The sequence below is a fragment of the Streptomyces sp. NPDC012474 genome (assembly GCF_042955185.1).
GTDB lineage: Bacteria > Actinomycetota > Actinomycetes > Streptomycetales > Streptomycetaceae > Streptomyces > Streptomyces cahuitamycinicus.
This window is the reverse complement of the sequence record NZ_JBIBEP010000005.1, coordinates 1-24,427: the sequence shown is the minus strand read 5'-3', so window position 1 is coordinate 24,427 and position 24,427 is coordinate 1. Positions and strand designations below refer to the sequence as shown.

Here is a 24,427-nt window from a genome sequence, read left to right as displayed (position 1 = left end):
GCGGCTTTCTGTAGAAACCCGACAGCGAGTCCCGTACGCCACTGTGGGTGCCCGATTGTCCGCGGGCCTGCCCGGACCGATAGGTTTTCGAGGGAAGCCGCCTGTCATCACCGCCTGTCGTCCAGGCGCCGGGGCGGGTATCAGACCGCTATCGAAAGGGTGATCCGTTGAGCCGCTCGGTTCTCGTCACCGGAGGCAACCGGGGCATCGGCCTCGCCATCGCCCGCGCTTTCGCCGATGCCGGCGACAAGGTCGCCATCACATACCGCTCGGGTGAGCCGCCGGCCGCCCTGACGGAACTGGGCTGCCTGGCCGTCAAGTGCGACATCACCGACACCGAGCAGGTGGAGCAGGCCTACAAGGAGATCGAGGAGACCCACGGCCCGGTCGAAATCCTCGTCGCCAACGCCGGCATCACCAAGGACCAGCTCCTGATGCGCATGTCCGAGGAGGACTTCACCTCGGTCATCGACACCAACCTCACCGGCACCTTCCGCGTCGTCAAGCGCGCCAACCGCGGCATGCTGCGCGCCAAGAAGGGCCGCGTGGTGCTGATCTCGTCGGTCGTCGGTCTGTACGGCGGTCCCGGCCAGGCGAACTACGCCGCCTCCAAGGCTGCGCTGGTCGGCTTCGCGCGTTCCCTCGCCCGTGAGCTGGGCTCGCGCAACCTCACCTTCAACGTCGTCGCACCCGGCTTCGTCGACACCGACATGACCAAGGCACTCACCGACGAGCAGCGCGAGAACATCGTGAAGCAGGTCCCGCTCGGCCGGTACGCCCAGCCGGAGGAGATCGCCGCGACGGTGCGGTTCCTCGCCTCGGACGACGCCTCGTACATCACTGGAGCCGTCATTCCCGTTGACGGCGGACTGGGAATGGGTCACTGATCACCATGAGCGGAATTCTCGAGGGCAAGCGCGTCCTGATCACCGGTGTGCTGACGGAGTCCTCCATCGCCTTCCACACCGCCAAGCTGGCCCAGGAGCAGGGCGCGGAGATCATCCTCACGGCGTTCCCGCGGCCCACGCTGACCGAGCGCATCGCCAAGAAGCTCCCCAAGCCCGTCAAGGTCATCGAGCTGGATGTCACCAACGACGAGCACCTCGGGCGCCTGGCCGACATCGTCGGGGAGGAGCTCGGCGGCCTCGACGGTGTCGTGCACTCCATCGGTTTCGCCCCGCAGGACGCCCTCGGTGGCAACTTCCTGAACACGCCGTTCGAGTCGGTCGCCACGGCCATGCACGTCTCGGCGTACTCCCTGAAGTCGCTCACCATGGCCTGCCTGCCGCTGATGCAGAACGGCGGCTCCGTCGTCGGTCTGACCTTCGACGCGCAGTTCGCCTGGCCGCAGTACGACTGGATGGGCCCGGCCAAGGCCGCCCTGGAGGCGACCAGCCGCTACATGGCCCGCGACCTGGGCAAGCAGAACATCCGCTGCAACCTGGTCTCGGCCGGTCCGCTGGGCTCCATGGCCGCCAAGTCCATCCCGGGCTTCGGTGAGCTCGCCTCCGTGTGGGACTCCCGCTCCCCGCTGGAGTGGGACCTGAAGGACCCCGAGCCGGCCGGCCGCGGCGTCGTGGCCCTGCTGAGCGACTGGTTCCCCAAGACCACGGGCGAGATCATCCACGTGGACGGCGGTCTGCACGCCATCGGAGCCTGATCTCCCGTACGTCGTCGACGCCCCGTTTCCCGCACCGCGCGGGGAACGGGGCGTCACCCGTTCGGCTCAGCCGATCGGGCGGGGGAGGCCCGCAACTGGGCACTCTGGAGTACGCGTTCACCACGCGAGCCCCTCCCCAGCACGGCCGAGGAGGTCCCCTTGTGCGCTTGTCCCTCCGAACGGCCTCAGTGTCCCTCGCCGTCGCGCTCGTGCTGACCCTGGCGTACGAGGCGGTGCCCCACGCGCGCGTGACCGCCGATGAGCGCGTACCCGCCGATGAGCGGGATTCCGCCGATCCCTTCGGCGCCGCGTGCCGGATTCGCGTGACCGGCTCCAAGGTGACCGCGCACTGCCACAACCCCTACCCGGAGACCGACCGTGTGAGCCTGCACGTCGAGTGCGCCCGCTGGTGGGACATCGACACCGACAGCTCACCGGTCGAGGTCGGGCCCGCGCAGACCGTGCGGCTGACGGGGCGGTGCTGGAAAGAGGTCGGTGACGTGTGGATCAGTCACCGGCGGGAGAGCTGATCCCGCCCAGACGGCACAGGAACGGGTAGCGGGCGGCCTCCGCCGCGGCCTCGTCCGCCTCGCCCGCGCGGATCGCATCGAGCAGCCGCCCGTGGTCCATGTGCGTCTCCGGGGTCAGCTTCTCGCCGACGTCCTCGCGCAGCCAGTCCCGCAGCACCTCGCCCAGGTCCGCGTACATGGCCGTCATCACGTCGTTGTGGGAGGCGGACACGACGGCCAGGTGGAAGGTCGCGTCCGCTGCCACGAACGCCTCCTTGTCACCCGACGCCCAGGCCTCCTCACGCCGCAGCAGCAGCGCGTCGAGCTGCTTGAGGTCCTTCTCCGTGCGCCGCTCGGCGGCCAGCCGGGCGGCTGCCGACTCCAGCGTGGAGCGCAACTCGGCGATGTGCCGCGGATCGGCCTCGGCGAACCGCCGCTGCATCACGCCGGCCAGCTCGCTCGTCGCCACGACGTACGTGCCGGAGCCCTGGCGGATGTCCAGCAGGCCGTTGTGCGACAGGGCGCGGACGGCCTCACGGACCGTGTTGCGGGCGACGCCCAGCTGCTCGACCAGTTCCGGCTCGGTCGGGATGCGGGAGCCGACCGGCCACTCGCCCGAGGTGATCTGGGCCCGCAGGGCGGCGATGACCTGCTCGGAGAGCGCCGAACGGCGGGGATGGCTCAGGGGCATGGCTCACCTTCGCACGACCGGGGTGCCGCAGGGCAGCGGACGAGTGGACAGTCAATCATCCCATGATTCTATGATGGGCCCCATGGTCAGTGAGGAAACCCGGACGATGACGCCCCCGACCGTACGCAGCGCGACCGCGCACGATGCCGGGAAACCGGGCGGCTCGTCCACGCGCGCGTGGACGATGCGGCTGCTCGTCCTCGGCATCGTGCTGTCCGCGCTCAACCTCCGCCCCGCCATCACCAGCCTCGGCGCCCTCCTGGAGGAGGTCCGCGTCGGGCTCGGCATGAGCGGCAGCGTCGCCGGGCTGCTCACCTCCGTGCCGCCGCTGTGCTTCGCGGTCTTCGGCGTCATGGCACCGCGGCTCGCCCGCCGCTTCGGGGCGGGCGCCGTGGTGTGCGCCGGCATGGCCGCGATCGCCACCGGCCTGCTCGTCCGCCCCTACGCCGGCGGCACGGCGGGCTTCCTGGCCGGCAGCGCCCTGGCCCTCATGGGCATCGCGGTCAGCAACGTCCTGATGCCGGTCATCGTCAAGCACTGGTTCCCCGACCGTGTGGGTTCCATGACGGGCCTGTACTCGATGGCCCTCGCCCTCGGCACGGCCCTCGCGGCCGCTGTGACGGTCCCTCTGACCGAGACCCTCGGCGGCAGCTGGCAGACGGGTCTGGCCCTGTGGGCGGGGCTCGCCGTGGCCGCCGTCCTGCCGTGGCTGCCCTTCGCCCGGGGACGCGCCACACCGCCCGGGGCGGGGGAGGAGACCGCCGAGGCGACGCAGGCGCGGGGACCGGCGTCTCCTCCGGCGGAGCACGCGCGCGTGGAGACGCCCCCGCTGCGGATGGCCCGGAGCCGCACCGCCTGGGCACTCGCCGTCTTCTTCGGGCTTCAGGCCACCGCCGCCTACATCACCATGGGCTGGATGGCGCAGATCTTCCGGGACGCCGGTGTGCCCGCCGGCACCGCGGGGCTGCTCCTGGCGGTCACCATGGTGATGGGCGTGCCCCTGGCCTTCGTCATACCCCGCCTGGCCACCCGGCTGCCCCACCAGGGCCCGATCGCGCTCGCCCTGGGCGCATGCGGCCTCGCCGGCTACGCCGGGCTGTACCTCGCGCCCGCCGCCGGAGCCTGGGCCTGGGCCCTGCTGCTGGGCGTCGCCAACTGCGCCTTCCCGCTCGCCCTGACCATGGTCGGCATGCGGGCCAGGACCGGCCCGGGTGTGGTCCGGCTGTCGGCGTTCGCACAGAGCACCGGCTACCTGATTTCCATCCCCGGACCGCTCCTCGTGGGCGTCCTCTACCAGCACAGTGGCGGCTGGGGCCTTCCGATCGCGCTGATGAGCGCCCTGATGATCCCGCAGATGGCCGTCGGCTTCCTGGCCGGGCGCGACCGCACGGTGGAGGACGAGGCGGCCCGCTGAGCAACACCCCGGGGCCGGGAGTCACCCCGGGGCGCCGGGCTGCCGTGACGGGTGGGAGAATCGCCCCATGCCAGTGCTCGACCCGAATCCCCAGCACGGTCAGAAGAAGATGCTGCTCGTGTTCGGAGCCTTCTTCGCGATCTTCATCGTCATCGCCGTCATCGCGACCATCGCCTCGCCATGACCGGCGCTCACGCGGCCCATGGTGGGGCTAGCCCCCCTGTCCCCTAGGGGGTGAGGGTCAGGGTCAAGTGGGTGGATCACCGGATGGGACGGCAGCCGCGGATTCCGTAACTTCGAGTGTGTGACCGCGAGACGGTCACCGACCACTCGAGGAGCGGAGGCACCATGTCGGCCCCTACGCACACGCGGCCCCACCCGGCGACCCGGGCCGGTGCCGCCGGCCGGCTGCCCTGGTGGGCCCTCGCCCTGCCCGTGCTCGCCTTCACCGCGCTGCTCGCCCTGATCCTGAACCCCTCCGACGCCCACGCGGCCGGCGGCGACCCGGCGATCACCCACCTCCTCGAGCGTGTGCAGCAGCTGTTCGCCCGCTGATCACGGCCAAAACCGGTGGTCAACTCCCTGCGCCCCGTGGCGTGTTTCATGCGAAGCTGGATCTCATGAGCGTCGCAGAACCCCGCAGGATTGTCCTCTTCCGCCATGCGAAAGCCGACTGGCCACAGGTCACGGATCACGAGCGTCCGCTCGCCGACCGGGGCCGCATGGAAGCGGCGGAGGCCGGGCGTAGGCTGACCGACACCGGTATCGCCTTCGACCTGGCCCTGTGCTCCACCGCGGTCCGGACCCGGGAGACATGGAAGCTCGCCGTCCAGGAGTTCCCGCATCGGCCGAAAACCGTCTACGAGGAGCGGATCTACGAGGCCTCGCCGGGCGAGCTGATCGCCCTGCTCAACGAGACCCCCGACGACGCGCAGAACGTCCTCGTGATCGGGCACAACCCCGGCATCCAGGGCCTCGCCGACGTTCTGGCGGGCTCCGGCGAGGACGATGCCCGGGAACGGATGACCCGCCGCGGCTTCCCGGCCGCCGCCTTCGCCGTGCTGTCGTTCGGCGGCACGTGGAAGAGCCTGGAGCCGGGCGTGGCCACGCTGCGGGACTACTGGGCGCCGGCCGAGTGACGATCCCCGCGTGACAGGGGCCCGGCGCCGGTGTGGCGCCGGGCCCCTCGTGGTCGGTCAAGCCGGTATGCCGGTCAGGCCGGTGTGCCGCTTCAGCGGATGTGCTGGTCAGGCTGGTGTGCTGGTTCAGCGGATGTGCTGGTCAGGCTGGTGTGCTGGTTCAGCGGATGTGCTGGTCAGGCCGGTGTGCCGCTTCAGCCGATGTGTGGGTTCAGCCGATGTGTGGGTTCAGTCGATGTCGAGGGTGTCCGCCGCCTCGACCTCTTCACGCGTGACGCCCAGCAGATACAGGACCGTGTCCAGGAAGGGGAAGTTCACCGCGGCGTGCGCGGCCTCGCGCACCACCGGCTTGGCGTTGAAGGCGACACCGAGACCGGCCGCGTTCAGCATGTCCAGATCGTTGGCTCCGTCACCGATCGCCACCGTCTGCGACAGCGGCACCCCCGCCTCCGCGGCGAACCGGCGCAGCAGCCGGGCCTTGCCCGCGCGGTCGACGATCTCGCCGGTGACCTTGCCCGTCAGCCTGCCGTCGACGATCTCCAAGGTGTTGGCGTGGGCGAAGTCCAGCCCGAGCCGCTCCTTCAGATCGTCGGTGACCTGCGTGAAGCCCCCCGAGACGACGCCGACTTGATAGCCCAGCCGCTTCAGCGTACGGATCAGGGTGCGGGCGCCCGGCGTCAGCCGCACCTCGCTGCGCACCTTGTCCACGACCGAGGCGTCCAGGCCCTCCAGCAGCGCCACGCGCGCGTGCAGGGACTGCTCGAAGTCCAGCTCCCCGCGCATGGCGGCCGCCGTCACCTCGGCGACCTTGTCCTCGCAGCCGGCGTGGGCGGCGAACAGCTCGATGACCTCGTCCTGGATCAGCGTCGAGTCGACGTCCATGACGACGAGGCGCTGCGCGCGCCGGTACAGACCGGCGGCGACGACCGCCACATCGATACCGAGCCTCGCCGCGTCCGTCACCAGGGCGGTGCGCAGCGGTTCGGTCTCCACTCCGGAGACGGCGAACTCGACAGCGGTCACGGGGTACTTGGCGAGCCGGAAGATACGGTCGATGTTGCCGCCGGTCTCCGTGATCCGCGCGGCGATCGCGGCCGTCGCCTCGGCGGTGAGCGGATGCCCGAGCACGGTCACCAGGGAGCGGCCCAGCCCGCGCGGGCGGTTGTCACCCAGGCCGGAGATGATCTCCGCCTGCATCTTCATCGACTCGGCCCAGCTGTGGACGGTCGACCGCAGGTCGCCCTCCAGTCCCGGGGGCGGCTCGGTCACGAGCGCGCAGAGCACCATCCGGCCGCGGGTCACGACCTGCTCGATGTCGACGACGTCGACGGAGTAGGCGGCGAGGGTGTCGAAGAGACCGGCGGTGATGCCCGGCCTGTCCTTGCCGAAGATCTTCACAAGGAGGGTGGGGACGTCGGCAGGGACGTCGGAAGACGAGGTTTGCGAAGCGCTCATGGTGGTTCCACCGTATCCGGCGGGGGAGGCGTACCGCCCCTGAGGTCCGTCTGGCGGACAGCGACCACTGCGCGTCGTGTCGGCGGCGTGAACCTTACGTACGGCTACGGCTACGGCTACGGGGACGGCGACGAGTGCGGTGTCCGGCGCTCTCGCCGTCACCTCCGGCCGCGCGGTGGCCGCGGCGGCGGGGGAGGAGGGGGCGGCCCGTTCCCGTTCCTCGGCCCGGCCGACTGCCGGGGGCCGCGCGGGGGCGGCCCGACCGGCCGTACGACGGTGGGGGCGCCGTAGATGTCGCCGGGGGTGGGGGGTTCGTCGTTCGCCGGTGTGTGGTCGCCGGGGGTGGGGGGTTCGTCGTTCGCCGGTGTGTGGTCGCCGGGGGTGGGGGGTTCGTCGTTCGCCGGTGTGTGGTCGCCGGGGATGGGCGTTTCGTCGTCCGCCGGTGTGTCGTCCCCGGGGCCGGGCGCCGCACCGCAGTGCGGTTCCGCCCCGGGAGGCCGCGCGTCCTGCGGCTCCAGCAGTTCGTCCGGCACCCGGAGGTACGGATTGGTGCCCGGGTTCGGCGGCCGGTACGGCGTACCCGGGGCGTAGGGCCCGGCTTCCTCGCCGCGCTCCCCACTCAGGCTCCCGGGCTGCCCGCCACCGGCATCGTCCCCAGGCCGCCCTGCGCCGGAGCCCGGCCAGGCCTGCCCGGTGCTGTTGCCTTGCCGGGCCGGGTCAGAGCCGGCGTCGGTCTGCCCCGGTCCGGCCCAGGTCTCGGCTTGCCCGGCATCGGCGTCATCATCCCCGGGCCGCCTTGTGCCGTTGCCCGGCCAGGCCTGTGCGGCGCTCTCGTCGTACCGCGCCGGGCGCTGTCCGCCACCGGCGTCGTCCCCGGGCCGAACCGCACCGGCCCCCGACCGGTGTCCCCCCGTACCGGCCCCCGGCCGGCCCCGCCCGGCGTCCCCGTCGTACCCCGTCGGCCCCCGACCACTCCAGGGCAGCGCCTGCCCGGCACCGGTCCCGTATCCGGCAGCTCGACCCTCCGCTCCGGGCACCGCCTGCCCGGCACCGGTCCCGTAGCCCGCTTGCCGACCCCCCGCTCCGGGGTCCTCGCCCTGCTCGGGCCACCCGGTGCCCGGGGCGCCCTGCTCGGGCCACCCGGTGCCCGGGGCGCCCTGCTCGGGCCACCCGGTGCGCGGCCGGGCCCCTGCCTCACCGGCCAGGGCCAAGCCCTCCCCCCGAGCCAACGCCGTCGCCCGTCGCCCCGCCGCGCCGCACCCCCACGCGAGCAACGCCCCCACGGCCCCGGCCCCCGCGCCCCACACCGCGCCCAGCAGCAGGGCCAGGCCCAGGTGGCCGTGAAGTTCGATGCCCCCGCCGAAGGCGTCGAAGCCGAGCACGGACAGGGAGGCGGTCACGGAGACGTCCGTCAGCCAGGCGAGCAACGGCAGGGCGAGCGCCGTCGCGAGCCCCAGACGCAGAGCGCACCGCCCCGCGAAACGCAGCGCACCGGGCTCTTCGCCGACCGGCGTCCGTGCTCCCGTCAGCACACCGGCCAGCAGCATCGTCAACCCGGCCGCCACCGCCAGCAGCCACACACGGTCGTCCAGCTCGGCCAGCCGGCTCAGCGTCACCGGCCGTTCGGTCCCGGCACCGAGCAGGTCGTCCAGCGGGTCCGGCAGGAATCGGATCAGTTCGCCCGTAGCGCGTCCGTCCCACGGCACGAGCAGGCCGAGCGGGATGCCCAGCCACACGCCGTTCGGCGCCCCGAGCAGTGCCGCGCCGGCGATGCGCTCGGGACGGTCGTCGCCGATCGCCGCGTACGCCGCCGCGGCGAACCCCGCCCCCACCGCCACCAGCAGCACGGTCACCACCGCCGACACGGCCGGCCGTACCACCCGGTGCACGGCCTCCCAGCCCCTCGGCAGCGGAGTACGGCGCGAGGCCAGCAGCGCGATGAGGAGGATCCCGGCCGACCAGCCCAGCCCGCCGAGCAGTGTCGGGGCGGTGTCGACGGAGAAGCCGACCGCGGCCTGCGCGTCGACCAGGTCGCCGAGCCGGTCCGGCAGCAGCCCCCCGACGTCCCCAAGCCCCGGAATCTCGATGCCCCCGCTCCCGCCGGTCACGTCGTCCAGGCCCAGCGACCCCCCGTCGATCGTGATGACGTCGTGACCCGCCCACGCGAGGCCGCCCAGCATCGCCACGAACAGCGCCACCACCGCGCCCGCCCGCGCGAACAGTTCGGCCCGTGAGATCACAACTCCCGCCGCCCGCAAGGACCGCAGGAAGAACCACGACAGCAGCACCGCCCCGACCAGGCTCACTCCCAGTGGCGTGATCTCGATGGCCGTGTCCGCCTCCGCGCCCGTGAGACCGAACGCCGACACCTCACCGGACGGCGTGACCGAACCACCCGCCCCGAGGGCCACCACCGCCGCGGTCATCGGTCCCAAGGACCCCGCCGCGTCCGCCTCCAGCAGCCGCAGACCCAGCGCCGCCGTCCCCGCCATCCCGATCAACGCCCAGCTCACGGCGGCCACGGCGGACATCAGCACGTCCCCCCACGGCACGCGCGCGGCGTCCCTCGCCGTCCCGGCCCCTGCTGCACTCATGGCAGACCCCCCGATCCGCTGCGCGACGGGAACACCACGCATGTCCCCCTCGCGTCGAAATACCACTCTCCGGCCCGGTTTCAACCCCGTCAACGGAATCAGCCGATGCGTCCGAGCGCGGTCTTCACAAGGCCCGACTTTCGGTCAGAGGGCAGCTCCTGAAATAGTTCCCCCCGATGTTCGACATCCCTAGACTCCCCATGTCGGGGGTAAATCGGGGGACAACTCAGTGGGGCATGGAGTGCCGGAACTCGTACTGGAATCAAACGGACGTACCTGGACGCTCGATCCGTCCAGGGCCTACACCCTCGGACGTGATCCGCAGGGGGACGTCGTCTTCGACGACGCCAGGGTCTCCTGGCGTCACGCCACGGTCAGCTTCAACGGCCGCAGTTGGGTCATCGAGGACCACGGCAGCACCAACGGCACGTTCGTGCAGGGGCAGCGCATCCATCAGATGGAGCTCGGCCCCGGCTCGGCGGTCAACCTGGGCAACGCGACCGACGGTCCGCGCCTGAGCCTGTCCGGCGCTGCGGCCTCCGTCGCCACGCCGCAGGCCCAGCCCCAGCAGCAGCCGTACGCCGCGCAGGGCGCGAACCCCGCGTGGGGGCAGCAGGCCCCGGCCCAGCAGCCGCCACAGCAGCAGGCTCCCCAGGCGGGCTGGCAGCAGCCGCAGCAGGCCGCGGCGCACATCCCGCAACAGCAGGGTCCCGGTGGTGTCGCGGGGGCACCGCCGGTCTACGGCGACCGCAGCCCGACCACGTTCCACCAGTTCTCCCTCGGTCGCGTGATGCGCATCGGCCGTGCCCTGGAGAACGAACTGGTCGTCTCCGACCTGCAGGTCTCCCGGCACCACGCCGAGTTCCACTCGACGCCCGACGGCCGTATGGAGATCCGGGACCTCGGCTCCCACAACGGCACGTACGTCAACGGCCAGCCGATCGCCAAGGGCGGCACACAGCTGCTCGGCCCGACCGACGTCGTCGGCGTCGGCCACTCGACGTTCCGCATCGTCGGCGACCGGCTGGAGGAGTTCGTCGACACCGGCGAGGTGTCCTTCTCCGCCCGCCACCTGACCGTCACGGTCGACGGCGGCAAGCAGATCCTGAAGGACGTCTCCTTCGGCGTCCCGGAGAAGTCGCTGATCGCGGTCATCGGCCCGTCCGGTTCCGGCAAGTCGACCCTGCTCAAGGCGCTCACCGGCTACCGCCCCGCCAACCAGGGCGAGGTGCTGTACGACAACCGGAACCTGTACAAGCAGTTCGCCGAGCTGCGCCAGCGCATCGGTCTGGTCCCGCAGGACGACATCCTGCACAAGGAGCTGACCGTCAAGAAGGCCCTCAAGTACGCGGCCAAGCTGCGCTTCCCGGCCGACACCACGGCCGCCGAGCGCGAGGCCCGGATCGACGAGGTGCTGCGCGAGCTCAAGCTCGACATCCACAAGGACAAGAAGGTCACGTCCCTCTCCGGCGGCCAGCGCAAGCGGGTCTCGGTCGCCCTGGAGCTGCTGACCAAGCCGTCGCTGATCTTCCTGGACGAGCCGACCTCCGGCCTCGACCCGGGCATGGACCGCGACGTCATGCAGCTGCTGCGGGGCCTCGCCGACGATGGCCGTACGGTCCTCGTCGTCACCCACTCGGTGGCCGAGCTGGCGATCTGCGACAAGCTGCTGGTGATGGCGCCGGGTGGCTCGGTCGCCTACTTCGGCCCGCCCGAGGAGGCACTGAACTTCTTCGGCTACGACACCTGGGCCGATGTCTTCTCCGCCTTCGAGAACTACCGCGACTACGACTGGGCGGGCCGCTGGAAGGGCTCGCAGCACTACCAGATGTACGCCGCGGACATCGACGCCGTTGCGCCGCAGTCCGTACAGGTTCCGCAGATGCAGGCGATGAAGCCGCCGAAGCCGCAGGGCTGGATGTCCCAGTTCGTCACGCTGGTGCGGCGCTACGTCTCGGTGATCGTGTCCGACAAGGGCTTCCTCGCCCTGATGGTGATCCTGCCGGCCGTGCTCGGCGCGGTCAGCCTGCTCATCGACGCCGACAAGGGCCTGCTGCCCAACCCGGCCAACGCGCAGACCGGCCGGATCATCCCGAACGGCACGGCCACCACGGTCCTGCTGATCCTCGCGGTCGGCGCCTGTTTCGCGGGCGCGGCGAACTCCGTCCGAGAGCTGATCAAGGAACGCGTCATCTACGAGCGGGAGCGCGCCACCGGCCTCTCGCGCTCGGCGTACCTGATGTCCAAGGTGTTCGTGCTCGGCATGATCACCGTGCTCCAGGGCCTGCTGGTCGGCGTCATCGGCTTCTCCAGCCGCGAGATCCCCGAGGAGGGCCTGGTCCTCGGCGGCGCGACCCTCGTCGAGCTCTCCATCCCGATCATGGCGCTGGGCTTCACGTCGATGATGTTCGGCCTGATCATCTCCTCGCTGGTGAAGACCGCCGAGAAGACCATGCCGCTGCTGGTGATGTTCGCCATCATCCAGGTCGTCTTCACCGGCTGCCTGTTCGCCCTGCACGGCTCGATCGGCGTCAACCAGTTCTCGTTCCTGATGCCGTCGCGCTGGGCGGTCGCCGCCGCCGGTGCCACGCTGGACTTCAACAAGATCAGCCCGCCCGAGACGGCCGGCGACAACGACCCGCTGTGGGAGCACACGGTCGGGGCCTGGGCCATGGACATGGGCGCGCTCCTCGTCCTCGGCGTGATCTGCGGCTTCTTCGTGGCCCGCTTCCTGCGCCGCCACGAGCCCGAGGTCATGCGCAAGTAACCGCGGCCGTACGACGCCCGAAGGGCGGCACCCCGTCAGGAGGGTGCCGCCCTTCGGCGTTCGTACAGCGAGCAGAGTCCCGCGCCGGTCTCAGTACGCGCTGTCGACGTTGTCCATCGAGCCGTACTTGTCGGCCGCGTAGTTGCAGGCGGCGGTGATGTTGGCTACCGGGTCGTAGATGTCCCAGGAGGTGCCGGGGACGTGCCAGTGCTTGAAGGTCGGCGGGATGACCTGCAGCAGGCCCTTCGACGGGATGCCGTTGATGGCGTTGATGTCCCAGTTGTTGATCGCCTTCGGGTCACCCGAGGACTCCCGGATGATGTTGCGCTTGATGCCGTCGTAGGAGCCCGGGATCCCGTGCTTCTTCATGACGTCGAGCGACTCGCGGATCCAGCCGTCGAGGTTGTTCGGGTAGCTCTTGGCGGCGGCCTTCTTCGCCTGGGCGCGCTTGGCGTCGCGGCTCGCGGCCTCCTTGGCCTGGCGCGCGGCCTCGGCCTTCTTCTTCGCCGCCTCGACGGCGGCCTTCTTCTTGGCGGCGGCCGCGGCGTCGGCCTTCTTCTTCGCCGCGATCTGCTCGGCCTTCAGGCTGGCGCCGGCCATCTGGTCCGTGACGCTCGCCTTGACGTCCTTGATCTGCTGGTTGCTGTACGCCACCGCAGCCGGCTGAGCGGCCTCGGTCGTGGTCTTGGTCGAGGCACCGCTCGGCACAGCGGAGAACCCGATGGCGGCGGCACCGAGGGTGGCGACACCCGCCATGGCGATCTTGTGGTGACGGGTCAGGCTACGACTCTGAGCACGGCTGAAGATGTTCTTGGGCATGCTGCTGTGGACCTCTTCGAATAGCGCGGGAGTCGCTCGGCGTCCGGCGTTGGACTCGGTGTGTTTCCGACACAAACGCCGCGGAGGTGAACCCACGGCGCTGAGCGACGAGAGCAATTCTTAGCGGCCGCAAAATGGCGTGGCAAAGGTGTGACGTACGAAAGAAGATAGTGGATCAGGCAGGGGTAAATCCGAACAACCTGGACGTACTGGCCGCTCAAAAGGTGGGGCTTTGTCTCCTATGCACTTTCGTACGTGACGTGGGTCCTATGTGAGGGCTCACATCGCCCCTAGATCAGTCTCACGGCCAGTTGCACAAGCGATGCTCTGTGTGAGGCCCTTTCAGGGCAGTACGAGGTGCACGTCCCCGAACTCGTGCCACAGATAGCGGCCTTGCAGCGCGGCCTCGTATCCCCGCTGAACCGCCGCCCGCCCCGCGACCGCCTCCAGCATCAGCAGATGCGAGGCCTCAGGCTCGTGCAGCCCGGTCAGCAGCCCGTCCACCACGCGTACCCCGCGCTCCGGTGTGACGACGAGATCAGTCCATCCCGCGCGTGCGCGTACGGTCCCGTCGGCGTCCACCGCCGACTCCACGGCCCGCACCGCTGTCGTCCCGACCGCCACGACCCGGCCCCCACCGGCCCTCGCGGCGTCGATCAGCCGCGCCGACGCCTCTGGCACCGTGAAACGCTCGGGGGAGGGCGGCTCGTGCGCCTCCGCCGAGGCCACCCCCGCGTGCAGCGTGACCGGTGCGAACAGCACCCCCCGGCTCACCAGCTCCGCCACCAGCCGGGCCGTGAAGGGCCGCGCCGCGCTCGGCATCTCCGCACTGCCCGTCCCGTCCGCCGACGGCAGCGCGAACACCGTCTGGTGGGCGGACAGCGGCTGGTCCCGCCGCGTGTAGGCGTAGCGAATCGGCCGTCCGTGCTCCCGCAGCAGCCCCGTCACCTCCGGCCCGGACACCCGCGCCCACCACAGCCGCTCGCTCCCCGCGCCCAGCGGCTCCTCCAGAACCAGCCGTACGCCTCCGGGCAGGCACACCTCCCTCCCCGCGGGCCCACCCGCACGCGCGCGTGTGGTGCCCCGGCCGTCGGGCTCCCGCAGCTCCACCGCCCAGCGGCCGTCGTCCCCGCGCGTGGAGAAATGCACCACCACACGCGCGTGCCCGGTCCATCCGTCCACGGCCGCCGCCAGCGTGACCGAGGTGTTGACCACGAGCAGGTCCCCGGCCCGCAGCAGAAGCGGCAGCTCCCGGAACGTGTGATGCGCCACCTCGATACCCCGCGACACCAGCATCCTCACGGCGTCCCGCTGCCGCCCCGGCCGCCGCTGCTCGACGGGGACCGAGGCCGACAACTCCTCCGGTACCCGCACGGCCGGGGTCATCGGGCTCCGTCCAGCAGTGCCGCGGCCCCGTACCGCCCGCTCGCCGGACGCTCGTCCAGCAGCCGCAGGAACCCCGGCACCGCAGCCGCCGGCTCCGGCCGAGGTTCCCGGTCCTCCGGTACGGCCGCCGCGTACAGGTCCGTGGCCATGTCCCCGGGATCCACCGCCCAGACCCGCAGCCCCGGCTCCTCCACGGCGAGCACGGCCATCAGGTGGTCCAGCGCGGCCTTGGACGCCCCGTAGCCGCCCCAGGTCTCGTACGCCTCGGCCGCCGCGTCCGAGCTGACCGCGACGACGGTGCCCGACTGTGAGGCCCGCAGCAGCGGCAGCGCCTCCTGGACCAGGCCCAGCCCCGCCACCGTGTTCACCTCCAGCGCCCGGCGCAGTCCCTCCAGGGGCAGCTCCTCCAGGCTGACCAGCGGCTCGGCGCCCAGCGCGCTCGCGTTGTGCACCAGCAGATCGACACCGCCCAGCCGCCAGGCCGCAGCCACCAGCCCGGCCCGGTGCGCGGCGTCCGTGACGTCCCCGGGCAGCGCGGACACGCGCGTGCCCCGCGCGGACACGGCCTCGGCCGTCTCCGCCAGCGCGTCCGCCCCCCTGGCGTCTAGCACCAGGTCCCACCCCCGTCCGGCCAGGGCCTCGGCCAGCGCCCGCCCCAGCCCCTTCGACGCCCCGGTGATGATCGCAACCGGCATGATCTGCTCCCTCGTCGTGATCGCGTGCCCTCAACGTAGGAACCGGGCCGCCCGGACCGCCTCCGACGCAGGCCTCGAACCGCAGGGTCCCTTCGCCCTACGGCCAACGGCCCCGCCCCCGGCCGTAGGCCCCGCCGCCCGGACGCCTCGGCCTCGCGACCTAGGCCCACCGACCGGGCGCCCGCCGCCACCGGTCCGATCCGCGCTGTCACAGCCCGCCGGTACCGTGAGGACATGAGTCACGGTCCCCGGTCCGGCCTCGCCGCGGTGAGCTCCGCGCTGCTGGCCATGAGCAGGCATCTGGAGGTGCGCGACGTCCTCAAGACGATCGTGTCCTCGGCCCGCGAGCTGCTCGACGCGCAGTACGCCGCGCTCGGCGTCCCGGACGACCACGGCGGCTTCGCCCAGTTCGTCGTCGACGGCGTCAGCGAGGAGCAGTGGAAGGCCATCGGCCCCCTCCCGCGCCAGCACGGCATCCTCGCCGCGATGCTGCACGAGGCCAGGGCCGAACGCCTCGCGGACGTCCGCAAGGACCCGCGCTTCGAGGGCTGGCCGAAGGCCCACCCGGACCTGGTCGACTTCCTGGGCCTGCCGATCCGTGACGGCGACGAGGTCCTCGGCGCCCTGTTCCTCGCCAACAAGCTGCGCCCCGAGGAGGGACACGCCCCGTGCCCCGAGCCGGAAGGCGGTTGCGGCTTCACGCAGGACGACGAGGAACTGCTCGGCATCCTCGCCCAGCACGCCGCGATCGCCCTCACCAACGCCCGCCTCTACGAGCGCAGCCGTGAACTGACCATCGCCGAGGAGCGCTCCCGCCTCGCCCACGAACTGCACGACGCGGTCAGCCAGAAGCTGTTCTCCTTGCGCCTGACCGCCCAGGCCGCGGCCCGCCTGGTGGACCGCGACCCCTCCCGCGCCAAGGGCGAACTCCAGCAGGTCGCCGCCCTGGCCGCCGAGGCCGCCGACGAACTGCGTGCCGCGGTCGTCGAGTTGCGTCCCGCCGCCCTCGACGAGGACGGCCTCGTGGCGACCCTGCGGACACAGATCCAGGTCCTCGACCGGGCCCACAGCGCCCGCGTCACCTTCGCCGGCCACGGCGTGAAGGCCCTGCCCGCCTCCCAGGAGGAAGCCCTCCTGCGCGTCGCCCAGGAAGCTCTGCACAACGCCCTGCGGCACTCCGGCGCCGACCGGGTCGACGTGACCCTGGACCGCCGCGGCGGCGGAGCCGTCCTGCGGATCACGGACGACGGCAGCGGCTTCGACCCGCAGGCGGTGCGCCGCGCGGGACGCCATCTCGGCCTGGTCTCCATGCGGGACCGGGCGAGCGGCGCCGGCGGCACGCTGACCGTGGAATCGGTGCCCGGCAAGGGCACCGTCATCGAGATGGAGGTCCCCGGTGGCTGACGTGATCAAGGTGCTGCTCGTCGACGACCACCAGGTCGTCCGCCGGGGCCTGCGCACCTTCCTCGAAGTGCAGGACGACATCGAGGTCGTCGGCGAGGCGGCGGACGGCGCCGAAGGGGTCGACCGCGCCGAGGAACTGAAACCCGACGTCATCCTCATGGACGTCAAGATGCCGGGCCTGGACGGCGTCGACGCCCTGCGCCGACTCCGCGAGCTGGCCAACCCCGCGCGCGTGCTGGTCGTCACCAGCTTCACCGAGCAGCGCACGGTCGTCCCGGCCCTGCGCGCCGGCGCCGCCGGATACGTCTACAAGGACGTCGACCCCGACGCCCTCGCCGGGGCCATCCGCTCGGTGCACGCCGGGCACATCCTCCTCCAGCCGGAGGTCGCCGGCGCCCTGCTGGCGCAGGAGGAGAGCAACGCGGGGACGGGGAGGGCCGGTTCGCTCACCGAGCGGGAACGCGAGGTACTCGGGCTGATAGCGGACGGCCGCTCCAACCGGGAGATCGCCCGCGCGCTCGTCCTCTCCGAGAAGACCGTCAAGACCCATGTCTCGAACATCCTGATGAAACTCGACCTGGCCGACCGAACACAGGCCGCCCTGTGGGCCGTTCGCCATGGCGTGACCGGCTGACGGGCTTCCCCCACGGCAACACGGAAGGTTGCGTTCCGGACCGAGATTCATACTGTCGTGGGAACGTCCCTCACATGGCGCAACCTCGAAGGATCTCCGCCGTTCTCCAGTGCGTGCTGCGGCGCCTGCCGCGGCAATCGCAAGGAGGGCTCAGAAGTGAAGAACCTGAAGAAGGCCGCGGCCGTGACGATGGTGACGGGTGGCCTGCTGGCCGCCGGCGCGGGCATGGCCTCCGCCACCAGCGCGCACGCCGACGGCCAGGCCGTGGGCTCCCCGGGCGTCGGCTCGGGCAACGTCGTCCAGGCCCCGGTGCACGTCCCGGTCAACGTGTCCGGCAACAGCGTGAACGTCGTGGGCATCCTGAACCCGGCCTTCGGCAACCTCGCCGTCAACCACTGACGCACCACCTCCGTCTCCGAGCCGGAGGTGACACCGGCCTCCCGGTCCTGCCCGGGAGGCCGGTCCGGTTGGCGTGCGTGCATGCGTGCCGCTGGGGGCGGCACGGGTGGGCGCAGGCAGCACCCCGCCGCGCCGGGCTGCGCAGTGCCCCGCGTTCAGCCCCGACGCCGGGCACCCGACAACTCCGGGCACCCCGAGAAGCCGGTCACCGCACCCCCCTCTCCCGCTCCTCCACAACGGAGTTGTACGCCGCGACCTGCGCCCGCCGAGCCGTCCGCTCCACCGGCCGCAACGCCTCCCGCCGCGCGGAGATCTCCGACGAACTCACCGCGCCCCCGTGCCCGCGCTCCGTCGCCACGGCGATCAGCGTCCCCACCCGCTGCGCCAGCTCCAGCACCCGCACCGCCCGCGGCGGATACCCCGGCGCCAGCACCTCCCGCCCCCGCTCGGCCCGCGCCCGGTACGCATCGATCGCCGCCTCCGCCACCGGGCCCGACCCGGCAACGTCCAGCCGCGTCAGCGCCTCCGTGGCCTCCCGCAGGGCCTCCGCCAGCTCCCGTTCCGCCTCGCTCAGCGACGGCACATCCGCGGGCGGCGCCTCCCGCACGGGCAGCACATGCCACACCACCTCGACCTGCACTCCCTCGGGCCCGGCCTCGTACACGTCAGGCACCAGCCCGTAACCGGCTCCGTGACAGACCACCGCCTCCTCGGCCTCCAGGGCACGCGCGTTGAACTCCGGCGGCCCGCTCAGCCCCAGCGGATGCCCCGGCGCGGGCAGCGCCACCCGCAGCCCGGTCACCCCGAGCGTCCGCAGCCGCCCGAGCGCGAGTGTCAGCCCGACCTGCCCCGACTCACCCGGCAGCCCCTCCACCCTGTGCACCGCGTCCGCGCCGACGACGGCCAGGACAGCGTCATCGGGCGAGACAAGTCCGGCCAAAAGGGCATTTCCCCAAGCTGCGAGACGTCCAGCACGTGGTTCCGAAAGCATGCCTCCAGCCTAGGACCCTCCAAGGACCGGACCGAGGGAATGCCCCGGCCGACCGGTGGCGTAGATTTCATGGAGGGCTGCGCCCACCGGCGCGGCGGACCGAGCCACAGGCTTACGCGACAGCCGAGACCGGCCACACTGCAAGGGGAGACAACGCGCTCATGAGCGATGTTCTGGAGCTTCAGGACGTATCCGTGGTCCGTGAGGGCCGGGCTCTGGTGGACCAGGTCTCCTGGTCGGTCAAGGAGGGCGAGCGCTGGGTCATCCTCGGCCCGAACGGCGCCGGCAAGACCACCCTCCTGAACCTCGCTTCCACCTACCTCTACCCCAGCGCGGGCACCACCACCATCCTCGGCGAGACCCTCGGCCGCCCCGGCACCGACGTCTTCGAGCTGCGCCCCCGCATCGGCATGGCCGGCATCGCCATGACCGAGAAGCTCCCCAAGCGCCAGACGGTCCTGGAGACGGTCCTGACCGCCGCGTACGGCATGACCGCCACCTGGCACGAGGACTACGAGGACATCGACGAGCAGCGCGCCCGGGCCTTCCTCGACCGCCTCGGCATGAGCGAGTACCTGGACCGCAGGTTCGGCACGCTCTCCGAAGGCGAGCGCAAGCGCACCCTGATCGCCCGCGCCCTGATGACCGACCCGGAGCTGCTCCTCCTCGACGAGCCCGCCGCCGGCCTCGACCTCGGCGGTCGCGAGGACCTCGTCCGCCGCCTCGGCCGTCTCGCCCTCGACCCGATCGCTCCCTCGATGCTCATGGTCACCCACCATGTCGAGGAGATCCCCCCGGGCTTCACCCACGTCCTCATGATCCGCCAGGGCAAGGTCCTCGCAGCCGGCCCACTGGAGCTCGAACTCACCTCACGCAACCTCTCCCTCTGCTTCGGCCTCCCGCTCGTCGTCGAACAGTCGGGCGAGCGCTGGACCGCGCAGGGCCTCCCGCTCTCCTGAGCCACCCCACGCCACTCAAATCCCCGAGCAAGAACGGGATTTCACACCATGGGCGCCCTGTCGGCGAGAGGGCTCGCGGACCTACCATGACCATGTGGAAATCGACGCATGGCTGTGGTGGCTGATCGGCGCGGCAGCGCTCGGCATCGCGCTCGTGGTGACCGCGATGCCCGAACTCGGCATGCTGGCGGTGGGCGCCGTCGCCGCGGCGGTGGCCACCGGCGTCTTCGGCGGCGGAGCCGTCGCCCAGGTCGTGGTCTTCGCCGTCATCTCGGCCGCGGGTATCGCCGTCGTACGGCCCATCGCGAACCGGCACCGTGCTCAACGACCCCAATTCGCCTCCGGCGTGGAGGCGTTGAAGGGCAGACGAGCCGTCGTCCTGGAACGCGTCGACGCCTCCGGAGGCCGGATCAAGCTGGCCGGAGAGGTCTGGTCGGCCCGCGCCCTCGAAACCGACCGCGCATACGAATCAGGCGAGGAAGTGGATGTCGTGGACATCGAGGGAGCGACCGCGATCGTCATGTGACCTCGCAGGACGTAACTGGGGTGAACTCCTCGCCAGCCACACGACGGTCTGTCAGACTCGACCAGCAAGATCTCCGACAACCATGAGATCTGCCGAACGCGCCGAAGCGAAGAAGGGATACGGGGAACGACGATGGAACCCGTCATCATCGTCCTGATCATTCTGGTGGTGTTGGTCTTCATCGCCCTGATCAAGACGATCCAAGTCATCCCACAGGCCAGTGCGGCCATCGTCGAGCGCTTCGGGCGCTACACGCGGACACTCAACGCGGGCCTCAACATCGTCGTCCCGTTCATCGACACCATCCGCAACCGCATCGACCTGCGCGAACAGGTCGTGCCCTTCCCGCCGCAGCCGGTGATCACCCAGGACAACCTGGTCGTCAACATCGACACCGTCATCTACTACCAGGTGACCGACGCACGGGCCGCCACGTACGAAGTCGCCAGCTATATCCAGGCGATCGAGCAGCTCACCGTCACCACGCTCCGCAACATCATCGGCGGCATGGACCTGGAGCGGACCCTCACCTCCCGCGAGGAGATCAACGCGGCCCTGCGCGGTGTCCTCGACGAGGCCACCGGCAAGTGGGGCATCCGCGTCAACCGCGTCGAGCTCAAGGCGATCGAACCGCCCACCTCCATCCAGGACTCGATGGAGAAGCAGATGCGCGCCGACCGCGACAAGCGCGCCGCGATCCTCCAGGCCGAAGGTGTCCGGCAGTCCGAGATCCTGCGCGCCGAAGGTGAGAAGCAGTCCCAGATCCTGCGCGCCGAAGGTGAGGCCAAGGCCGCCGCCCTGCGCGCCGAAGGCGAGGCCCAGGCCGTACGCACGGTCTTCGAGGCCATCCACGCGGGCGACCCGGACCAGAAGCTCCTCTCGTACCAGTACCTCCAGATGCTCCCCAAGATCGCCGAGGGCGACGCCAACAAGCTCTGGATCGTCCCCAGCGAAATCGGCGACGCCCTCAAGGGCCTCTCCGGCGCCATGGGCAACTTCGGCGGCCTCGGCGGCGGTTCCGGCGGCAACGGGGGCGCGCCCCAGGCCGGCGTCCCCGCCCAGGAGCGCCGCGAGAAGCCGTCCATCGACTGACCCGGCACAAACGGAGGGGCCCGCTTCCAAAGGAAGCGGGCCCCTCCGTACGACCGCACTAGGCCGCGGGCTGCGCCAGCCACTCCGGCAGCGCGTCGAAGTCGTCCTGCCCCAGCGCCAGCAGCATCGCGTCCGCCGGAGTCGGCTCGAACGGCTGCCGCAGCAGCGGCATCGCCGCCTGCTCCGGAGTCCGGTTCGCCTTACGGTGATTGTCCTGCGCACACGAGGCCACCGTGTTCAGCCACGTGTCCTGACCCCCCTGCGACCGCGGCACCACGTGGTCCACGGTCGTCGCCCGCCTCCCGCAGTACGCGCACCGGTGCCGGTCCCTGATCAGCACGCCCCGCCTCGACCACGGCGCTCGTCTTCGGAACGGCACCCGTACGTACTGGCAGAGCCTGATCACACGGGGCGCCGGTATGTCGACCGCGGCTCCCCGCATCCGCAGTTCGGGGTGGGCCTGCTCGACGACGGCCTTGTCCTGAAGCACCAGAACGACGGCTCGGTTCAACGTCACCGTCGACAGCGGCTCGAAGCTCGCGTTCAGCACCAGCGTGTCCCGCATACCAGCCCACCTCCCGTGTGCACCGGCCCACCCCCTGGCGGGCTGAGGTCAACTCTGGCCGGGCACGCCGAGATGGACAACGCAATATCTGCTGCTCCCACGGGGGGTGACCCCCGCGACCCCCGGCAACAAAAATGCCCGCTCCTGATCAATTCCAAGACCAGGAGCGGGCAAACGTCCCGTGAACGCCGGGATCACAGGCGGCTTCCTCAGCCCTCGGCGGGCACCTCGTACTCACCGATCAGCTGGGCCCGCCCGATCGTGTGGAACCTCAGGTTGAAGCCGACCACGGCCGGCGACGCGTCCGCGTCCGGCCCGAGCTTCTCCTCATCCACGGCGTACACCGTGAACACATACCGGTGCGGCCCGTCCCCGGGCGGTGGCGCGGCCCCGCCGAACTCCTTGCCGCCGTAGTCGTTGCGAGCGTGGACCGCACCTTCCGGCAGACCTTCGAACTTGCCACTGCCCGCACCGGCCGGCAGCTCTGTCACCGACGCCGGGATGTCGAACAGCACCCAGTGCCAGAACCCGCTGCCCGTGGGAGCGTCGGGGTCATAGCAGGTCACGGCGAAGCTCTTGGTCTCGGGCGGGAAGCCCTCCCACCGCAGCTGCGGCGAGGTGTCGCCGGCCGCCTGGACCTGAGCGTCCTTGAGCGTCGCGCCTTCCTCGATGTCCGCGCTCGTCACCGTGAACGACGCAACGGGCGGATGGAAGTCGTGGGGGAGCGGCCGCCGCTTGAGCTCGGTCACCTCGGTACCTCCTGATCGTTTCCTGCAGTCACTCCCGAGCCTAGGGCCTGCCTAGAACCAGTTGCGCTTGCTGCCGACCTCGGAGAGCCACTGGTTGAGGTAAGCGGTCCAGTCGGTCCCCTGGTAGTCGTTGAGACCCACCTGGAAGGACCGGAAGGTGTCGCTGCTCTCGCTGAACAGCCCCGGCTTCTTGTCCATCTCCAGCACCACGTCCATCGTGTGCTGGTCGGCCACGAAGCTCAGCTCGACCTGGTTCAGTCCCCGGTACTGCTGCGGCGGGTAGAACTCGATCTCCTGGTAGAACGGCAGCTTCTGCCGCGTACCCCGGATGACACCGCGCTCCATGTCCGCGTTCTTGAACCGGAAGCCCAGCTGGATGAATGCGTCGAGGATCGCCTTCTGCGCCGGCAGCGGGTGCACGTTGACCGGGTCCAGGTCACCGGAGTCCACCGCACGCGCGATCTCCAGCTCGGTCGACACCCCGATGTTCATGCCGCGCAGGGCCTGACCGTCGATCATCGTGATCGGCGTCTCCCACGGGATCTCAAGACCGAACTGCACCGCGTGCACGGCGTTCGCCTGCAGCTCGAACGCCCCGCCCAGCCGCGACTTCGTGAACTCGATGTCCTGCTTGTACTCCTGGTCGCCGCTCTCCACCTCGACCTTGGCCTGCAGCCCGACCGAGAGCCCCTCGATCTGCTGGTCGACCGACCCGCCCTGGATCCGCACCTCACCCTGGACGACACCGCCCGGGACGACGTTGACCTCGTGCAGCACGGTCTCGACCGAAGCCCCGCCGGCCCCCAGGCTCGCGAGCAGCTTCTTGAACGCCATGTCTCTCCCTCTCGCCCACTACGGGTGGATCCCTTGATCCCTACAAACGCGATCCGGCCGTGGCCGGTTCCATGCCCCACCCTGGCAAGGCCGGCGTCCGACGGCCACCCCGCGGCATCCGGCGTCTCCAGTACCCTCGGACGGCATGATCGCGACCCCCGACCGTACGCCCCTGTCCAGGGAGTTCTTCGACCGGCCCGTCCTCGATGTCGCCCCCGGACTCCTGGGCCGCATCCTGGTCCGCAGTACCCCGGACGGTCCGATCGCCCTCCGCCTCACCGAGGTCGAGGCCTACGACGGTGCCGACGACCCCGGCTCCCACGCCTATCGCGGCCGCACGGCCCGCAACGACGTGATGTTCGGTCCGCCCGGTCACGTGTACGTCTACTTCACCTACGGCATGTGGTTCTGCATGAACCTGGTCTGCGGCCCCGAGGGCAGGGCGAGTGCGGTCCTCCTCCGCGCCGGCGAGATCATCGAGGGCGCCGAACTGGCCCGCACCCGTCGACTCTCGGCCCGCAACGACAAGGAACTGGCCAAAGGACCGGCCCGCCTGGCCACGGCCCTCGACGTCGACCGCTCCCTCGACGGCACGGACGCGTGCACGTCCGAAGACACCCCGCTCCGCATGCTGACCGGCACTCCCGTCCCCTCCGACCAGGTACTGAAGGGTCCCCGCACCGGCGTGGGCGGCGACGGAGCCTTGCACCCCTGGCGCTTCTGGGTCGCCAACGACCCGACGGTGAGCCCCTACCGCGCCCATGTCCCGAGGCGCCGCCGAAGTTGACTCGCCCTGGCAGGGTGCGTAATGTAGTCCGAGCCGCTGAACCGGGTATGGCAATCGCCAGCAGCCGGAAGCGACAAAACCACTACCCAACGACTCCCCTCAGCAGGGGCGAATTCGGCGTGCCCGCATGCCTGAATTCGACGCCGACAGACTCGATTATGAGTTGGACGGGGAATCGGCTAACGTAGTGAATGTCGAAAGGCCGACAGGCGAAAGCCCGGGCCACACGGCAAATCCCGCCGACAGGGAATCGGACCGAAAAGGATCTGATAGAGTCGGAAACGCAAGACCGAAGGGAAGCGCCCGGAGGAAAGCCCGAGAGGGTGAGTACAAAGGAAGCGACCGTTCCTTGAGAACT

Annotated in this window: 25 protein-coding genes; 15 read left to right on the top strand and 10 right to left on the bottom strand. The window is 70.9% G+C overall.

What is annotated here, in order from left to right:
* Positions 1-167 precede the first annotated feature (167 nt).
* From fabG to ACFY9S_RS13015, 3 genes are all read left to right on the top strand, one after another.
* On the top strand, positions 168-887 hold the full coding sequence (gene fabG, locus ACFY9S_RS13025) for a 3-oxoacyl-[acyl-carrier-protein] reductase (protein WP_391126694.1): 720 nt from the start codon (positions 168-170) through the stop codon (positions 885-887).
* Between the two features lie 5 nt (positions 888-892).
* A complete protein-coding gene (fabI, locus tag ACFY9S_RS13020) occupies positions 893-1,660 on the top strand; it encodes an enoyl-ACP reductase FabI (RefSeq protein WP_102908143.1) in 768 nt (255 codons plus the stop codon).
* Positions 1,661-1,821: 161 nt separating this feature from the next.
* On the top strand, positions 1,822-2,190 hold the full coding sequence (locus ACFY9S_RS13015; protein ID WP_391126691.1) for a hypothetical protein: 369 nt from the start codon (positions 1,822-1,824) through the stop codon (positions 2,188-2,190).
* On the opposite strand, the gene ACFY9S_RS13010 is transcribed toward ACFY9S_RS13015, so the two are convergent.
* Positions 2,168-2,860, bottom strand: coding sequence for a FadR/GntR family transcriptional regulator (locus tag ACFY9S_RS13010; protein WP_102908141.1), 693 nt, complete (start codon positions 2,858-2,860; stop codon positions 2,168-2,170). The two genes, ACFY9S_RS13015 and ACFY9S_RS13010, sit on opposite strands and share 23 nt — an antisense overlap.
* 70 nt (positions 2,861-2,930) lie before the next feature.
* On the opposite strand from ACFY9S_RS13010, the gene ACFY9S_RS13005 reads away from it, so the two are divergent.
* The 4 genes from ACFY9S_RS13005 (at position 2,931) to ACFY9S_RS12990 (ending at position 5,413) form a co-directional block, all read left to right on the top strand.
* Positions 2,931-4,274, top strand: coding sequence for a CynX/NimT family MFS transporter (locus ACFY9S_RS13005; RefSeq protein ID WP_391126689.1), 1,344 nt, complete (start codon positions 2,931-2,933; stop codon positions 4,272-4,274).
* A 67-nt stretch (positions 4,275-4,341) separates the two neighbouring features.
* Positions 4,342-4,458: an SGM_5486 family transporter-associated protein gene (locus ACFY9S_RS13000; RefSeq protein WP_097215821.1), complete on the top strand. Its 117-nt coding sequence runs from the start codon at positions 4,342-4,344 to the stop codon at positions 4,456-4,458.
* 164 nt (positions 4,459-4,622) lie between these two features.
* Positions 4,623-4,829, top strand: a complete 207-nt coding sequence (locus ACFY9S_RS12995) for a hypothetical protein (protein ID WP_102908139.1) — start codon at positions 4,623-4,625, stop codon at positions 4,827-4,829.
* Between the two features lie 65 nt (positions 4,830-4,894).
* Positions 4,895-5,413, top strand: coding sequence for a histidine phosphatase family protein (locus tag ACFY9S_RS12990; protein WP_391126686.1), 519 nt, complete (start codon positions 4,895-4,897; stop codon positions 5,411-5,413).
* 228 nt (positions 5,414-5,641) lie between these two features.
* On the opposite strand, the gene serB is transcribed toward ACFY9S_RS12990, so the two are convergent.
* Both serB and ACFY9S_RS12980 read right to left on the bottom strand, forming a co-directional pair.
* On the bottom strand, positions 5,642-6,868 hold the full coding sequence (serB, locus tag ACFY9S_RS12985; RefSeq protein WP_391126683.1) for a phosphoserine phosphatase SerB: 1,227 nt from the start codon (positions 6,866-6,868) through the stop codon (positions 5,642-5,644).
* A 158-nt stretch (positions 6,869-7,026) separates the two neighbouring features.
* Positions 7,027-9,462 carry a streptophobe family protein gene (locus ACFY9S_RS12980; protein ID WP_391126681.1) on the bottom strand — a complete coding sequence of 812 codons (2,436 nt, stop codon included), beginning with the start codon at positions 9,460-9,462 and terminating at the stop codon, positions 7,027-7,029.
* A gap of 241 nt (positions 9,463-9,703) precedes the next feature.
* Here ACFY9S_RS12980 and ACFY9S_RS12975 point away from each other — a divergent pair, with 241 nt between their 5' ends.
* Entirely contained in the window at positions 9,704-12,229 is a 2,526-nt protein-coding gene (locus ACFY9S_RS12975) for an FHA domain-containing protein (protein WP_391126679.1), read from the top strand.
* 90 nt (positions 12,230-12,319) lie between these two features.
* Here ACFY9S_RS12975 and ACFY9S_RS12970 read toward each other — a convergent pair whose 3' ends face one another.
* The 3 genes from ACFY9S_RS12970 to ACFY9S_RS12960 form a co-directional block, all read right to left on the bottom strand.
* A complete protein-coding gene (locus ACFY9S_RS12970) occupies positions 12,320-13,048 on the bottom strand; it encodes a transglycosylase SLT domain-containing protein (RefSeq protein ID WP_391126676.1) in 729 nt (242 codons plus the stop codon).
* A gap of 342 nt (positions 13,049-13,390) precedes the next feature.
* Positions 13,391-14,434, bottom strand: a complete 1,044-nt coding sequence (locus tag ACFY9S_RS12965) for an S-adenosylmethionine:tRNA ribosyltransferase-isomerase (RefSeq protein ID WP_391126673.1) — start codon at positions 14,432-14,434, stop codon at positions 13,391-13,393.
* Positions 14,431-15,129 carry an SDR family NAD(P)-dependent oxidoreductase gene (locus ACFY9S_RS12960; RefSeq protein WP_391126670.1) on the bottom strand — a complete coding sequence of 233 codons (699 nt, stop codon included), beginning with the start codon at positions 15,127-15,129 and terminating at the stop codon, positions 14,431-14,433. The genes ACFY9S_RS12965 and ACFY9S_RS12960 overlap by 4 nt, the downstream gene beginning before the upstream one ends.
* A gap of 234 nt (positions 15,130-15,363) precedes the next feature.
* Between ACFY9S_RS12960 and ACFY9S_RS12955 the strand changes: the two genes are divergently transcribed.
* The 3 genes from ACFY9S_RS12955 (at position 15,364) to ACFY9S_RS12945 (ending at position 17,566) form a co-directional block, all read left to right on the top strand.
* Positions 15,364-16,533, top strand: coding sequence for a GAF domain-containing protein (locus ACFY9S_RS12955; protein ID WP_391126667.1), 1,170 nt, complete (start codon positions 15,364-15,366; stop codon positions 16,531-16,533).
* Complete coding sequence (locus tag ACFY9S_RS12950; protein ID WP_391126664.1) at positions 16,526-17,167, top strand: response regulator; 642 nt, start codon at positions 16,526-16,528, stop codon at positions 17,165-17,167. The genes ACFY9S_RS12955 and ACFY9S_RS12950 overlap by 8 nt, the downstream gene beginning before the upstream one ends.
* 156 nt (positions 17,168-17,323) lie before the next feature.
* The gene (locus tag ACFY9S_RS12945; RefSeq protein WP_030852293.1) at positions 17,324-17,566 is read left to right on the top strand and encodes a chaplin; all 243 of its coding nucleotides are present in this window, start codon (positions 17,324-17,326) and stop codon (positions 17,564-17,566) included.
* A 205-nt stretch (positions 17,567-17,771) separates the two neighbouring features.
* On the opposite strand, the gene ACFY9S_RS12940 is transcribed toward ACFY9S_RS12945, so the two are convergent.
* On the bottom strand, positions 17,772-18,557 hold the full coding sequence (locus ACFY9S_RS12940) for a hypothetical protein (protein WP_391126661.1): 786 nt from the start codon (positions 18,555-18,557) through the stop codon (positions 17,772-17,774).
* A gap of 161 nt (positions 18,558-18,718) precedes the next feature.
* On the opposite strand from ACFY9S_RS12940, the gene ACFY9S_RS12935 reads away from it, so the two are divergent.
* From ACFY9S_RS12935 to ACFY9S_RS12925, 3 genes are all read left to right on the top strand, one after another.
* Positions 18,719-19,516: an ATP-binding cassette domain-containing protein gene (locus ACFY9S_RS12935; protein WP_391126658.1), complete on the top strand. Its 798-nt coding sequence runs from the start codon at positions 18,719-18,721 to the stop codon at positions 19,514-19,516.
* A 94-nt stretch (positions 19,517-19,610) separates the two neighbouring features.
* Positions 19,611-20,042 carry an NfeD family protein gene (locus ACFY9S_RS12930; protein ID WP_391126655.1) on the top strand — a complete coding sequence of 144 codons (432 nt, stop codon included), beginning with the start codon at positions 19,611-19,613 and terminating at the stop codon, positions 20,040-20,042.
* A 132-nt stretch (positions 20,043-20,174) separates the two neighbouring features.
* The gene (locus tag ACFY9S_RS12925; protein WP_391126652.1) at positions 20,175-21,134 is read left to right on the top strand and encodes an SPFH domain-containing protein; all 960 of its coding nucleotides are present in this window, start codon (positions 20,175-20,177) and stop codon (positions 21,132-21,134) included.
* A gap of 58 nt (positions 21,135-21,192) precedes the next feature.
* Here ACFY9S_RS12925 and ACFY9S_RS12920 read toward each other — a convergent pair whose 3' ends face one another.
* The 3 genes from ACFY9S_RS12920 to ACFY9S_RS12910 form a co-directional block, all read right to left on the bottom strand.
* The gene (locus tag ACFY9S_RS12920; protein ID WP_391126649.1) at positions 21,193-21,699 is read right to left on the bottom strand and encodes an HNH endonuclease; all 507 of its coding nucleotides are present in this window, start codon (positions 21,697-21,699) and stop codon (positions 21,193-21,195) included.
* Between the two features lie 209 nt (positions 21,700-21,908).
* Entirely contained in the window at positions 21,909-22,448 is a 540-nt protein-coding gene (locus ACFY9S_RS12915) for a YbhB/YbcL family Raf kinase inhibitor-like protein (protein WP_391126646.1), read from the bottom strand.
* 51 nt (positions 22,449-22,499) lie between these two features.
* Positions 22,500-23,282: a sporulation protein gene (locus tag ACFY9S_RS12910; protein ID WP_102913142.1), complete on the bottom strand. Its 783-nt coding sequence runs from the start codon at positions 23,280-23,282 to the stop codon at positions 22,500-22,502.
* Positions 23,283-23,427: 145 nt separating this feature from the next.
* Between ACFY9S_RS12910 and ACFY9S_RS12905 the strand changes: the two genes are divergently transcribed.
* A complete protein-coding gene (locus tag ACFY9S_RS12905; protein ID WP_391126642.1) occupies positions 23,428-24,069 on the top strand; it encodes a DNA-3-methyladenine glycosylase in 642 nt (213 codons plus the stop codon).
* Positions 24,070-24,427 lie beyond the last annotated feature (358 nt).

Coding starts and splice junctions, on each gene's coding strand:
- ACFY9S_RS12960 (WP_391126670.1), bottom strand. CDS start 15,129: ATGCCGGTTGCGATCATCACCGGGGCGTCGAAGGGGCTGGGGCGGGCG.
- fabI (WP_102908143.1), top strand. CDS start 893: ATGAGCGGAATTCTCGAGGGCAAGCGCGTCCTGATCACCGGTGTGCTG.
- ACFY9S_RS13005 (WP_391126689.1), top strand. CDS start 2,931: ATGATGGGCCCCATGGTCAGTGAGGAAACCCGGACGATGACGCCCCCG.
- ACFY9S_RS12920 (WP_391126649.1), bottom strand. CDS start 21,699: ATGCGGGACACGCTGGTGCTGAACGCGAGCTTCGAGCCGCTGTCGACG.
- ACFY9S_RS12955 (WP_391126667.1), top strand. CDS start 15,364: ATGAGTCACGGTCCCCGGTCCGGCCTCGCCGCGGTGAGCTCCGCGCTG.
- ACFY9S_RS12935 (WP_391126658.1), top strand. CDS start 18,719: ATGAGCGATGTTCTGGAGCTTCAGGACGTATCCGTGGTCCGTGAGGGC.
- ACFY9S_RS12995 (WP_102908139.1), top strand. CDS start 4,623: ATGTCGGCCCCTACGCACACGCGGCCCCACCCGGCGACCCGGGCCGGT.
- ACFY9S_RS12910 (WP_102913142.1), bottom strand. CDS start 23,282: ATGGCGTTCAAGAAGCTGCTCGCGAGCCTGGGGGCCGGCGGGGCTTCG.
- ACFY9S_RS13000 (WP_097215821.1), top strand. CDS start 4,342: ATGCCAGTGCTCGACCCGAATCCCCAGCACGGTCAGAAGAAGATGCTG.
- ACFY9S_RS12970 (WP_391126676.1), bottom strand. CDS start 13,048: ATGCCCAAGAACATCTTCAGCCGTGCTCAGAGTCGTAGCCTGACCCGT.
- serB (WP_391126683.1), bottom strand. CDS start 6,868: ATGAGCGCTTCGCAAACCTCGTCTTCCGACGTCCCTGCCGACGTCCCC.
- ACFY9S_RS12980 (WP_391126681.1), bottom strand. CDS start 9,462: ATGAGTGCAGCAGGGGCCGGGACGGCGAGGGACGCCGCGCGCGTGCCG.
- ACFY9S_RS12905 (WP_391126642.1), top strand. CDS start 23,428: ATGATCGCGACCCCCGACCGTACGCCCCTGTCCAGGGAGTTCTTCGAC.
- ACFY9S_RS13010 (WP_102908141.1), bottom strand. CDS start 2,860: ATGCCCCTGAGCCATCCCCGCCGTTCGGCGCTCTCCGAGCAGGTCATC.
- ACFY9S_RS12965 (WP_391126673.1), bottom strand. CDS start 14,434: ATGACCCCGGCCGTGCGGGTACCGGAGGAGTTGTCGGCCTCGGTCCCC.
- ACFY9S_RS12940 (WP_391126661.1), bottom strand. CDS start 18,557: ATGCTTTCGGAACCACGTGCTGGACGTCTCGCAGCTTGGGGAAATGCC.
- ACFY9S_RS12925 (WP_391126652.1), top strand. CDS start 20,175: ATGGAACCCGTCATCATCGTCCTGATCATTCTGGTGGTGTTGGTCTTC.
- ACFY9S_RS12990 (WP_391126686.1), top strand. CDS start 4,895: ATGAGCGTCGCAGAACCCCGCAGGATTGTCCTCTTCCGCCATGCGAAA.